Genomic DNA, 12,466 nt, shown 5'->3' with positions numbered 1-12,466 from the left:
AACATCTAGTAAGGAAATCATGGACAGAGAAGGGGTATACGATGTTTTCAAGTGAGGTCATTGCGTCCTTTAATGAGTTAGAAATGTCGATCTACAACTACATTTGCCAACACGCAGAAAAAGTAGCGTACATGCGGATTCGTGAGCTTGCTGACGAAACCCACGTATCGACAGCGACGATTTTGCGTTTTTGCCGAAAAGTGGATTGCGACGGGTTTTCCGAATTTAAAGTGAAGCTAAAAATGCACCTAGAAAAAGAGAAGAAAGCTCCGATTAAAAGCTCCCAGCATGCGATTGCGGAATTTTTCGAACGGGCGTTTAAAGGGGACTTGGAAGAAAGAATTTCCGAGGCCGCTGCCCTTGTGGCCGATGCGGAAAACGTCATCTTCATCGGAATCGGCAGTTCTGGAATCTTAGCTGAATATGGCGCAAGGTATTTTTCCGCCTTAGGGAAATTATCGATGTACATTAAAGACTTTTCTTACCCGATTCACTCCAAGCTCCGGCAGAACAGCGTCACCATCGCCCTATCTGTCTCAGGGGAAACCCACTTTACCATCACCCAAGTGAATCAGCTAAAACAAGAAGGTAGCAAAATCATTAGCATCACCAACAATAAATTTTCCACAATAGCAAAAGTAGCAGATGTCAATCTTTCGTATTATGTCTCGGAAGAGTTTTTTGAGAAAGCAAACATCACGACCCAAGTGCCCGTCGTGTACATTCTTGAAGCGATGGCCCGTGAATTGTATAAATTGCAGGGGTAGCATGTTTTTTCTAACAAAAAAAGCACCTCCATTGGTTTAATTGTCAATGAGGTGCCGTTCGTAAGGAGTTTTCACTTTAAGGGCCATGCCTTCCCTTATCCGTTGCTGCGGATTTCTTCGCGAATTTTCTGGATTTCTTCTTCAAGCTGACAAAGTTGGCGCTCAATGGGCCCCCCATCGCCACCAGTGGATTCAACCTTCTCCAAATCGCCCTGATACTTGATATAATCCGCTTTTAACGTAGCAAGACGCTCCTCCAAATTTGCTGTACTCATGGCTGTATCGCCCCTTCCCCTATCCATTCACTTCTAACGGTACCACGGGTTCCTATCAGCCTGCAAACACTTGGTCTTTTCCATGGGTAACACAGAATCCATACCATTTGAAGCGATGGCTGGGGTGCTGTTGAGATTCTATCGGTTTAACAAGAAAAGTACCTAGAATCGACATGAACGTCAAACTTGATGAAGCAATACCAAACATTCAACCAGTGTATTGAAGTCTTAATTGATATAATGCTAAACACCTGAAAGCCGCTATCATTTACTGATCTTTCCTCTCTTCAAGCAACTGATCCACCTTCTCATGAAGGGATTTCATTTCTTTCTTTTGATGATCAAAATGGACAAAGACTCTGGAAATCATATAAATGATTAGTAGCCAAAATAAAATCCCAACGATTGATTCAAATAAATCTATTATATCCTCTGCTTATCCTCTTGAAACAGCAACGTGCTCCTCTTTCAATGTTAGTTGTCCGTTATCCATTTGATAAACGACATCACATAGGATCGAGATGTCTTCCGAGTTATGGCTTGCCAACAAAATCGTCATTCCTTGATTTTTAAAATCTAAAATCATTTGCCTCATATCATGGACCCCCGATTCATCCAACCCGTTCATTGGTTCGTCCAAAATCAATAGTTTCGGTTTTTCCATGATCGCTTGTGCAATACCGAGCCGTTGTTTCATTCCTAGTGAATATTTACGGACGGGCCTAGGGTCATCAGGGTTTAACCCGACGAAGGAAATGACCTCTTTTAGCTCTTCATCTGTCACTTGATTTTTAATAGAGCTTAGCAATTTTAAGTTACGGAAGCCTGAGTATTGCCCTAGAAAGCCAGGAGTGTCTAACAAAGCCCCAAAATTTTTTGGAAACTTCCCCTTCCCAATGTCCTCGCCAAATACTTTTACAGTCCCTTCCGTGGGAACAAGTAGACCTGCAATCGTCTTAAAAAAAACACTCTTTCCCGGTCCAACCTTATGTAACTCGACTGCTCCCCCATCCTTTCCCCAATCTAAAGAGTTTTATCTTTATAAACCCGTAAAAAAGTTTGGCTCAATGGTCGCCTTTTTAAAATAGGTTCTTGAGTTGAGATGATTAGGAATTTGACCTTTACAAGTCCTCTCTTGCACGAATAACTTAGTACAGATTAACTGAAAGGAAGTGTCAAGTTCTATGTCCAATCATGAGGATCAACAATGCAATAGGCGAGAAATCGGACGGTGCTCAGAAGCCGAGGGGAAAGATACTGTTGCACGCCGGGTAGCTTCTCACGCGGAGGGAATCGGAACAAGAGCGTTAAATCGTGCTTCTCATACAGAAGGAAAAGAGACTGTATCGAGGGGAAGAAGTGCTCATGCCGAAGGGCGGCGAGCAAGATCAAGAGGATTCAATTCTCACGCCGAGGGAAAGGATACAGTGTCCATTGGCAGAAATTCTCATGCCGAGGGAAAAGATACAAGGGCTCGAGGGTTAAGGTCTCATGCGGAGGGAGCTGATACGATCGCAAACGGTGTGAACTCTCACGCCGAGGGGAATAACACAGCTGCCCATGGAGCCAGCTCTCACGCCGAAGGGCAAAACTCAACCACAACAGCTGCCGCAACCGCGGCTCATGCCGAAGGGTTTGGCACAAATGCCAGTGCCCATAGTGCCCATGCGGAAGGACGTGAAACCACCGCAAGTGGGGAGGCATCTCATGTTGAAGGAGAAGGCAATACAGCAAGCGGGAGAGCCGCTCATGCCGAGGGAGGTGCTGTTGATCCACAAGGCAATCCTGCCCCTACGACAGCTGATGGTGACAGCGCTCATGCGGAAGGCGTTGGAACCATTGCCAGCGGGTTTGCCTCTCACGCAGAAGGAGGCACTTTGGATGTCAACACAAGCCCAGGCCCACAAGCCATAGGAGATTTCTCGCATGCGGAAGGATTATTTACAACGGCTAGTGGAATGGCCGCTCATTCAGAGGGTACTAATACAACGGCTAGCAGTTCACATGCCCACGCCGAAGGAATTTTAACGATTGCCAGTGGAGTCGCTTCCCATGCGGAAGGCAACCGAACGACCGCAAGCGGAGTCGCCTCCCATACCGAAGGAGAAATGTTGGATTTTATTAGAACGCAAGCAATTGGCCGAGCGGCTCACGCAGAAGGTCAAGCGACAATCGCTAATGGAACAGCCTCACATACAGAAGGAAGAAACACGACAACAGGCGCAGGGGCTATAGCTGCACACGCGGAAGGAATCAATACTACAGCGAACGGAATTGCTTCCCACGCGGAAGGGGAATTCTCAATCGCTACTGGTGCTAATGCCCATGCCGAAGGGTTTAACACAAGAGCAACAGGAGAAAACTCTCATGCCGAAGGATTGATTACTACTGCTAACAATTTAGCCTCTCATGCGGAAGGTATTTTAACTACTGCTAGTGGCGCAGCTTCCCATGCGCAAGGTCAGGTGACCATAGCCAATGGACTTCGATCTCACACAGAAGGTCTAGGAACATGTGCTAATAACAAAGAAGGTGTCCATGTAATGGGACTTTTCGGTGGACCAGCACCTGCTGATCCAAATTATTCATGGTACCTTGTCAATGGTATAAGTCAATGTGACCCAAACGGGGTTGTAGCAAAAATTTTAGTAGATGGTTCTGCCTGCTTTGATAGTACCGTCACAACGGCTGGATTGATCACAGCTGCGGGTGCATGTGATTTTGCTGAAATGTTTGAATCATCGAATGGAGAGACCATTGATGTTGGATACTTTGTAACGTTTGACGGAGAAAGTGAAAAAATTCGAAAAGCCAATGAGACGGATACATTTATTATTGGAATCACTAGCTCTAATCCCGGTGTTCTAGCGGACGCGGAGAACCCTGCTTGCAGCAAATATTTAGTAGATGAATGGAATCGGCCTATTTACGAGGAAGTCAAACTGCATGAAGTGAAAGACCCTCAAGGAAATGTCATAGCGGAAAAACGTACAGAGATAAGAAAAAAATAAACCCAGACTGGGACCCATCCGAAAACAGTTGTTCTCGTAAAGGTCAACCTGAATGGGTACCCGTCGGCCTTGTCGGAAAGCTTCTCGTTCGGGATGACGGTACATGTAAAGTTGGTGGGTACTGCAAACCTAATCATGAGGGAATCGCAACCGCTTCCCCTATTGGCTACCGTGTCATGAAACGTACAGGAAAGAATCAACTATTAGTATTAGTAGACTCTGCCCTACGTCTTTAATTTCGCTGCATCATTCCTCTGCTGTACTCATCTACAGCCGGGCTCTCTCATGTTTGACAATTATTCGTCCTCTTCTTCACAGTAATTTAAATCAACGGTGATTTCACTATCACTTACGAAAAAGTTCACATTCCACCTTGGATGTATTTTGAATTTATTATTTTCACTCACTTCTACTACAGCGTGAATTTCATCAAAGTCCTTCGAGACAAACACGATTCCCTTAGTATCATCATTCGTAAAAACATGCATTGCCGGATTGTAATTGATTTTCATATGGTTAAACGTCATTTGCTTCATTCGTTCGCCACTCCTCTATGCTGTCATTTTAAACAGTGGTTTCATTTTATCATGAAAACGATCAAAAACCCCTGCGACACTCGTTCTGCAGCAGGGGTCCTTCTTCGCCTTATTTCGTTACACTCTACTATGAATGAGACGAAGAAACTGCTTCGTCCGCTCTACTTTTGGTGTCTTGAAGATGTCGTCTGGGGTGCCTCGCTCCACAATTTTGCCGTCGTCCATAAAAATGACTTCGTCCGCCACTTCTTGAGCAAACCTCATTTCATGGGTGACAACGATCATGGTCATTCCTTCTTCGGCCAACTCCTTCATGACTCGCAAAACCTCGCCAACAAGCTCTGGGTCAAGGGCAGACGTTGGCTCATCAAACAGCATCACTTTCGGCTCCATGGCGAGCGCCCGAGCGATTCCTACTCGTTGCTGCTGGCCCCCTGACAGTTGAAATGGGTATACAGTTTCCTTATCGGCAAGACCCACCTTTGCAAGCAGCTGCTTCGACTTCTCCTCGACCTGTGCTTTCGCCTCTTTCTTTACGGTCATCGGACCTTCCATGACGTTTTGAAGTACCGTCATATGGGGAAAAAGGTTATAGCTTTGAAACACCATCCCTGTCAATCTGCGAAAATTAGCGATCTCTTTGGAAGATACTTTTCCGCTAAAATCCAACGTTTGATTTTCAATCTGGACCGATCCTGAAGTCGGTGTCTCTAAAATATTTAAACAGCGCAGGAGGGTCGTTTTCCCAGATCCTGAAGGACCAATGACGACAACTACTTTTCCACGTTCAACGGTTAAGTCAAGGCCTTTGAGTACTTCGACTTCTCCAAATTTTTTATATAAGCTCTGTACGACAATCATGTTATGAGCTCCTTCTTATTTCGCGACATAGCGATCTAAACGGTTTTCGATTCGTCCCTGTACTAACGAGAGACCAAAGCAGATGATCCAGTAAATGGCGCCCGCTTGCGCATACAATAGTAAAAATTCATAGTTCGTTGCTGCGATTTCCTGGGCTCTCCGGAACATTTCTGCCACCAGGATCAACGACGCCAATGACGTATCTTTCACAAGGCTAATAAAAGAATTGGACAAGGGCGGAATCGAGACACGAGAGGCTTGCGGCAACACGATACGCTTTAATGCCTGTGGATAGCTCATACCGATCGAATACGCCGCCTCCCATTGCCCTTTTGGAATTGACAAAATCGCGGCCCGAATAATTTCAGACGCATACGCCCCAACATTTAACGAAAAGCCAATCACCGCTGCCGGAAACGGATCAATCGTCACCCCAATGGATGGCAATCCGTAGAAAATGATAAACAACTGAACCAATAATGGCGTTCCCCGAATGATTGACACATAGACTCTCGCCACCATTTTCAACGGCGCCACACCTGAAATTCGCGCCAATGCTGTCAACACAGCAATGAATAGGCCAATAGTAAACGAAATCAATGTAAGAGGAATCGTATAATAGAGAGCTCCCTTCAGCAAAGGAAGAAGGGAACTCTGGGCAATCGTGATCCAGCGCTCAAGCCGTTCTGGATCGAGCATGATGTTAGTTAAGTACATCTTCACCAAACCATTTCTTTGAAATGTCTTCGTACGTTCCGTCTTCGATGATTTCGGCAAGAGCCTCATTCACAGCTTCCACAAGCTCTTCGTTTCCTTTACGGAACATAAACCCGCTTTGTGCCGCGTCTTCGTGCTCTGCTACCATTTTAATCGGAGCATTTGGTCGGTTGTTTAGAAAATCGAGAACAGATAAATTATCATTGATCGTTACATCAACCCGCTTGGAATTGAGTAGTTCGATCGCTTGGTTAAAGCCATCGACACCGACGATTTCTGCGTTGTACTCTCTTGCTAAGTCGGCATAGTTACTTGTCAGTGATTGAGCCGATTTCTTTCCTTCGATGTCTTCAAAGCTATTGATTTCTTCATTATCTTCATGGGTCACCACGACAGCAGTGGATGTAATGTAATGATCGGAAAAGTCATATTTCTCAAGACGATCTTCTCTAATCCCGACTTGGTTTGCGATCATATCAAACCGTTCTGCATCTAGACCCGCGAACATCGCATCCCATTGTGTCTCCATAAACTCCGCTTCCACCCCAAGGCGATCCGCTACTTCACGAGCAAGCTCAACATCAAACCCTGTTAATTCACCTGACTCATCGTGAAAAGTGAATGGAGGGTAAGTGCCTTCCGTACCGATTAACAACTTCCCTTCCGCTTGGACTTTCGCTAACAAACTATCTGATGCCTCAGCAGCTTCCTCTTCCCCTGCCGTCTCTTCATTATTTTGATCTGCTGCTCCGCAAGCTGCTAACACAGTCGTGAAAGCAAAAAGCAGGGCAACCATTGATAATATTTTCTTCATTGTCATAAACCCCCAGTATTCTTATCAGAATTATTTTCTACGTAACAACATGTATCGTATAAAATGTTTTGCCGCTTGTCAAAGGGTTTGTTTCCGTCGTTATTCTATCCCATTCATAGGATATTAATGTCATGAAGAAGGCTAATAAAACAAACGATTTAAAATAACATAAAAAATCCTTCATAATGGTTGGGCAAGTTTATACCTACCCACCCATAACAAAGGATTTCTTAGTACGTTTATCTCATTTTTGTTAAAACTTATTCAGAAACATACGGCCATCCGTTTTCCCATTCCATGCTTCTGATCTGCATCCGGATTACACCATCCGCATCTCCATCATAATAATGATGAATCATATAATATCGTCCAAAGTCTTTAAGGACATCTTGGCCTCCTGGACCAATTTGATTTCCACGGCTTTCAAGCAGGATCGTTCCTCCACCCTCGGCCAGTCGTCTCCCTTCTTGATCCACATAAGGACCTGTAACATTTTCTGAGCGCCCGACCGCAATCTTATACGTGCTATCAATCCCCCTGCAACAGGAATCCCAGGATGTGAGCAAGTAGTAATAGTCTCCTTTTTTAAAGATTGTAGGCGCTTCAATTGGATTGTGAGGGACTCCAGGACGGCTTGCAATCGTATAAATATCTCCTATAGGTTCTGTCATATTTTTCAGCTCCTGTAATTGAATCCCGCCCCAGTGAGATCCAAAAGCAATCCACCACTTCTCACCGTCTTTGAAAACATGCGGGTCGATAGCATTATACATGTCCCCTGGTTCAGATGTTAGAACAGGGCCTAGATCCTCCCAGCTATTCAAGTCTCCTGGTGTTTTTGTCCGTGCGACACCGATGGCAGACCGATTCGTGCCAAAGGACGAAGCGGCATAGTATAAATAAAAAGTATCGGCGTGCTTAACCACTTGAGGCGCCCAAAGGTGATGAACGTTATACTCAAGCGTCCATTGCGGAAGAGGAATTTCCCCGATCGCCTGCCACGGACCTTCTAGACTACCTTCTGACTTTCTAACGTATATTCCGCCTGGATTCTCTTCGCTAAGAATTCCTGTTGAAAACACATAGTACGTATTCTTGTCTTTAATCAGCGCAGGGTCATGCACAGGATCATCTACCTCTCCAGGAATAAAATCTCCAACATTTCCTATCATAGTTAACTTCCCTTCTGGTGGTTTGCCCTTAGCCAGCCCATTTCCGTTTGCTAAAGAAAATGTTGAATTCTGAGAGAAGATGACTAAACATAAAGCCATTAAAAGAACCGGTATACTCCATGAGACCCATTTCACTTTTTTCAAAATTACCTTCCCCTTTCCTCTTACTATTTCCTACCTACTACAAATTAGCCTTACTTGTCATAGAGGAGCGAACAATGAACAGCATAAAGTCTTAACTGCGAACATGCACTCCCATCATCATTCTTCTCTTTTCCAAGCTCTCCATTGAGCGAACGAAAAACCACATGAGCACATAAGCCAATACACTTCCGGAAAAGAACAAAATTAATGTTGGAATCGTCAAGGATAAATAGACGACTGAACCGGCAATGACAAGAAATAAGAGCGATAGGTGAATTCTCCCGATGACAAACAGTAGCGTCTTTTTGAAAGTTTCCAAGAAAGCACCTTGAAAATGGACGAAAACCACTGGGAGTGAAATGAGCGCCAACAGATAGATCACAACGACCGTTAGATAGGCGAACACAATAACTGGTCCCACGTCCATTCCACTAACCGTCATGACTTGATAATTTAAATACAGCACGCCTCCGATGACAGCCATCATCCAGCCGTACAAGTTGGCCCGAAAAAAATACGATTTGAAACTCTCGTAATACGTTCGGGCAACCGGAAAATGCCGTTCTCCTAAAACCCATTTCCTTGCGATTGTAAATAAGGCGGCGGTAGCAGGAAAAAAGCTGAAAACAAATAAGCCAACAGCTGAAAACGCGAGCCATACGATATTCAAATAAGCAAAAGATGCGATCAAACGAGAAACGTTATCCACCTTATCTACAAAACCCCTGCTCATGGTCCATGCCCCCTTATCACCTATTTGTGATCACTACTTTTACCCTTTTACTCCTCCTGCCGTTAGTCCAGCAATAAAGAACCGTTGGAAAAACAAGAAAAGAATAATAATCGGGATGACACTTAAAACAGAGCCTGAAAACAGCAAGCTGTAGTTATTTCCGTAAGGAGTCAATAATGTAGCCAAACCGACCGGCAATGTGAACATATCGTTGGATCGTAATACAAGCAACGGCCATAGAAAGTTATTCCAGCTCGACAATCCTTGCAAAATAGCCATGGCCGCAAAGGATGGTAACATCAATGGTGCCATAATCTTAAAGAAGATACCGAATTCAGTACAACCATCGATCCGACCGGAGTCCATTAGCTCCTTCGGCAACCCCACCGCATACTGTCTGAAGAAAAACACAGCAACCGGGGCAACAATCAATGGTAGAATGACGGCAAAGTACGTATCGACGAGTTGGGTGGTCACGACCAAGCGAAAAAGAGGAAGCATTAAAATTTCAAAAGGAATCATCAAAACCAAAAGCACGATAACGAATATCAACCTTTTTCCCTTAAACTCATAGAGGGCAAGGGCGTACCCGACCATGGAGGAGAAAAACAAAGATAGAACAATTAACACAGCTGAAATAATCAAGCTATTAATGTACCACTTCCAATATTGTCCCCCCTCTGAACCGAAAACAGACAGATAGTTCTCTACATTAATAGGAGATAAAAACAATTCAGCGGTTAGACCATATCTCATGAGATCGGAAGCTGGGCTAAAGGACGCTACAATAAGTGAGAAAATCGGGAAAAGAGCTATACATACAACGACCCCAAATAGAACCAACAGAAGAAAACTGAGTAACTTGTCTGTATTTTTCTTTTTTTTCATATTAATCATCCTTCTTAAATGCTCCGGTGAGATATAGTTGAACGATACTGACAACAAAAATGATGAATAGTAGTACCACACCTACCGCTGCACCAAAACCCATGTCATTTCGTTCAATCCCTTCCTGATAAATATAACCGACCATGGTTAATCCAATGTTTCCAGGCGAGCTTGTTCCCCAGAACACAAAACTTTCTTCAAACATCCGAAAGCCATTGATGATCGTAATGGTTGATAAAAAAATCATAATTGGCTTTATGGCTGGAAAGGTCACATGTCTAAATTTTTGCCAAGTATTCGCTCCATCTATATCTGCAGCTTCGTACAAGTCGTGATTAACGTTCTGCAAGGCTGCTAAATAGTAGAGTACGTTAACCCCTATCCAACGCCACGACGCTAAAATGACCATTAAAAACATGCCGGAAGCCGCTCCGTACCGCCATTCAATAGGTGACAAGCCGATAAAAGAGAGAAATTGATTTGCTATAGCCTGATCGGAATCTCCGAAAATCATCCGAAAAATAGTACCTGCGACAATGACTGATGTGAGAGCGGGGATGAAAAGGCCCGCTCGAAAAGCATTCGAAAACTTCATCAATCGGCTGTTCAAAAAGATGGCAAAAATCATTGGTATAAAGGTTAGAACGAGCACCGTTACGATCACATAAACCGTCGTGTTTTGAAAAGCAGTAAAAAACGTTGGGTTGAATACCCTTTCATAATTAGACAATCCAATATACGTTGTTTGCCCCGGTAATACGCGTTGAAAGCTCATGTTCACCGCACTAAAAAACGGATAGAGATAAAGAAACAAAAACGATAAAATAAATGGTGCAACGAATATATAAGGGGCTGCGTTTTGTGAATAGAGCCAAGCTGATTTTTGTTTCTTTTTTGTAGAAAACTTTTTATCTCCCGCAATAGACGGTTCCAATCCCATCCCTCCCTTTCATTCATAAAAATGTTCGGGAGAGATGTTAAAAACGCCTCTCCCTGTGTATTGGACTAGTGGGTCATTCTGCTTCGCACAGCTTCGGCCGCTTGTTCCAAGGCTTCTTGCGGTGTTTGACTTTGTTCTCGTAACACCGCGTGCATGACATGTGAATGAATTTCTTGTTGTGCATCTGGTGTCTGTTCGGTAATATTGATTTCATTTATTTCATCTCGAATTTCTAATAAAATATCGAAAATGTCATCATGGAAATAGTCGTAGAAGCGGTTACTAGCTCTCATCGCCTCAGAGTCCCAAACATCATGGCGCGGAGGGTCAAACCCTAAAATTTCCCACAATTTAATATTTCCTTCTTCTGATAATTTTGCAAAGGCTAAAAATTCTTTCGCCAGTTCTGGATGCCCCGACTGATTTGTAACGACCGTACCTGTACCACCCATACCGGCTGAGCGGTTTCCGCCCTCCTCCCACATTGGAAGCGGTCGGATTTGAATTTTTCCTTCTAAGTCCTCCATGTAATCAAGGAATCGTCCCATATACCACATCGGCATCATCAAGGATGCAGCACCACCGTCATTCATATAACCGTAATATTCCTCTGCATGATGAAAGCCGCCAGGTGCCAATTCCGCGATTTCATGCTCATAAACAAGATCATGAATAAATTGAAGCGTGTCTACGTTCAATTCATTATCCAAAATCACGTTACCGTCTGTATCGAAATAATCAGAGCCGCGCTGGCTAATCAACGGCCAGAACGTAAAATGCTCGTCCGATTCCACCGTCGTCATAACTGCATCTGTACTAGCAACGACTTGTTTTCCAGCCTCGATATAATCATCCCACGTTTCGATCGAATCAATATCGACGCCCGCTTGTTCCATGATTTCCTCATTATAGAACATCACCGTTGCACCGACGTGGTAATCGATTCCGTAATAACTCCCGTCTTTAGCGTAAATATCAAACCTGGATTCGACCATCTTGTCCAATTCAGGTTTGACAATATCATTGAGAGGCTCTAGTTGTACTTCCCCTTTTAGGAAGTTGGCAAATTGGCTGATTTCAATGTCAGCTAAATCCGGGGCTCCACTACCCGATTGAAGAGCGAGCAGCAAATTGTTATGCACTTGATCGTACGGATACGTTTCCGCCACTAATCGAATCGGCCGATCAGGGTTCTCTTCATTCCATCGTTCTACAGCATCCTCAAAAAATGCGGTGTGCAGCTCCTGAAAATTCCAAAACGTTAATTCAGTAGCTCCTTCAACATCTTCTCCAATAATGACCTGTTCTTCTAAATCTCCCCCACTACTGTCACTACCGCAGCCAACTAAGAAAATTGGGATCATTAAGACTGCTAACCATAGGTTTTTTAATTTCATGACCTTCTCCCCCATTTTTTTAATACATGACTCACACTATCTTTTCATTCAGCTATCCCTCAAAGACTTGAAGACACCATATCCTGCACCTCAAAATCAAAGCGCTTTCATACTACAATCATTGATTCTCTTAAAACTCGTACGTACGAATTTGTTTAAAATTATATAATATTACTAACTTGTACGCAACACTTTCATGATAATTCTTTCT

The 12,466-nt window shown here is 43.8% G+C and carries 13 protein-coding genes and 1 pseudogene; 3 read left to right on the top strand and 11 right to left on the bottom strand.

Going from position 1 to position 12,466, the window contains the following annotated elements; translation table 11 throughout:
• Window positions 1-41: 41 nt before the first annotated feature.
• Window positions 42-767 carry a MurR/RpiR family transcriptional regulator gene (locus tag FED51_RS01120; protein WP_053432046.1) on the top strand — a complete coding sequence of 242 codons (726 nt, stop codon included), beginning with the start codon at window positions 42-44 and terminating at the stop codon, window positions 765-767.
• A gap of 95 nt (window positions 768-862) precedes the next feature.
• Here the strand turns inward: FED51_RS01120 and FED51_RS01115 are convergent, their stop codons facing one another.
• Both FED51_RS01115 and FED51_RS01110 read right to left on the bottom strand, forming a co-directional pair.
• The gene (locus tag FED51_RS01115) at window positions 863-1,042 is read right to left on the bottom strand and encodes an SE1832 family protein (protein ID WP_010896362.1); all 180 of its coding nucleotides are present in this window, start codon (window positions 1,040-1,042) and stop codon (window positions 863-865) included.
• A gap of 436 nt (window positions 1,043-1,478) precedes the next feature.
• A pseudogene (locus tag FED51_RS01110) lies at window positions 1,479-2,012 on the bottom strand (ATP-binding cassette domain-containing protein); the annotation flags it as partial.
• A gap of 214 nt (window positions 2,013-2,226) precedes the next feature.
• On the opposite strand from FED51_RS01110, the gene FED51_RS21500 reads away from it, so the two are divergent.
• Together FED51_RS21500 and FED51_RS21495 are read left to right on the top strand one after the other, a co-directional pair.
• Window positions 2,227-4,053 (top strand): YadA family autotransporter adhesin, encoded by a 1,827-nt coding sequence (locus FED51_RS21500; protein ID WP_053432045.1) that lies wholly within the window; start codon window positions 2,227-2,229, stop codon window positions 4,051-4,053.
• Window positions 4,050-4,289 carry a peptidase G2 autoproteolytic cleavage domain-containing protein gene (locus FED51_RS21495; RefSeq protein WP_083445653.1) on the top strand — a complete coding sequence of 80 codons (240 nt, stop codon included), beginning with the start codon at window positions 4,050-4,052 and terminating at the stop codon, window positions 4,287-4,289. Before FED51_RS21500 ends, FED51_RS21495 begins: the two co-directional genes overlap by 4 nt.
• Before the next feature lie 60 nt (window positions 4,290-4,349).
• Here the strand turns inward: FED51_RS21495 and FED51_RS01095 are convergent, their stop codons facing one another.
• The 9 genes from FED51_RS01095 to FED51_RS01055 form a co-directional block, all read right to left on the bottom strand.
• Window positions 4,350-4,589, bottom strand: a complete 240-nt coding sequence (locus tag FED51_RS01095; RefSeq protein ID WP_053432044.1) for a hypothetical protein — start codon at window positions 4,587-4,589, stop codon at window positions 4,350-4,352.
• A gap of 117 nt (window positions 4,590-4,706) precedes the next feature.
• The gene (locus FED51_RS01090) at window positions 4,707-5,450 is read right to left on the bottom strand and encodes an amino acid ABC transporter ATP-binding protein (protein WP_053432043.1); all 744 of its coding nucleotides are present in this window, start codon (window positions 5,448-5,450) and stop codon (window positions 4,707-4,709) included.
• A 15-nt stretch (window positions 5,451-5,465) separates the two neighbouring features.
• On the bottom strand, window positions 5,466-6,167 hold the full coding sequence (locus FED51_RS01085; protein ID WP_010896353.1) for an amino acid ABC transporter permease: 702 nt from the start codon (window positions 6,165-6,167) through the stop codon (window positions 5,466-5,468).
• Window positions 6,154-6,981, bottom strand: coding sequence for an amino acid ABC transporter substrate-binding protein (locus FED51_RS01080; RefSeq protein ID WP_053432042.1), 828 nt, complete (start codon window positions 6,979-6,981; stop codon window positions 6,154-6,156). The genes FED51_RS01085 and FED51_RS01080 overlap by 14 nt, the downstream gene beginning before the upstream one ends.
• Window positions 6,982-7,241: 260 nt before the next feature.
• Window positions 7,242-8,288, bottom strand: coding sequence for an arabinan endo-1,5-alpha-L-arabinosidase (locus tag FED51_RS01075; RefSeq protein WP_233443898.1), 1,047 nt, complete (start codon window positions 8,286-8,288; stop codon window positions 7,242-7,244).
• 100 nt (window positions 8,289-8,388) lie between these two features.
• Entirely contained in the window at window positions 8,389-9,030 is a 642-nt protein-coding gene (locus FED51_RS01070; protein ID WP_053432040.1) for a YesL family protein, read from the bottom strand.
• 39 nt (window positions 9,031-9,069) lie between these two features.
• Window positions 9,070-9,918, bottom strand: coding sequence for a carbohydrate ABC transporter permease (locus FED51_RS01065; protein WP_053432039.1), 849 nt, complete (start codon window positions 9,916-9,918; stop codon window positions 9,070-9,072).
• 1 nt (window position 9,919) lies between these two features.
• Window positions 9,920-10,858 (bottom strand): carbohydrate ABC transporter permease, encoded by a 939-nt coding sequence (locus FED51_RS01060; RefSeq protein WP_053432038.1) that lies wholly within the window; start codon window positions 10,856-10,858, stop codon window positions 9,920-9,922.
• 65 nt (window positions 10,859-10,923) lie between these two features.
• The gene (locus FED51_RS01055) at window positions 10,924-12,255 is read right to left on the bottom strand and encodes an ABC transporter substrate-binding protein (RefSeq protein WP_053432037.1); all 1,332 of its coding nucleotides are present in this window, start codon (window positions 12,253-12,255) and stop codon (window positions 10,924-10,926) included.
• Window positions 12,256-12,466: the final 211 nt, after the last annotated feature.

The organism is Halalkalibacterium halodurans, from assembly GCF_005671335.1.
GTDB lineage: Bacteria > Bacillota > Bacilli > Bacillales > Bacillaceae_D > Halalkalibacterium > Halalkalibacterium halodurans.
Note: the sequence above shows the minus strand (reverse complement) of the source record. Positions and strands in the feature narration are given on the sequence as shown.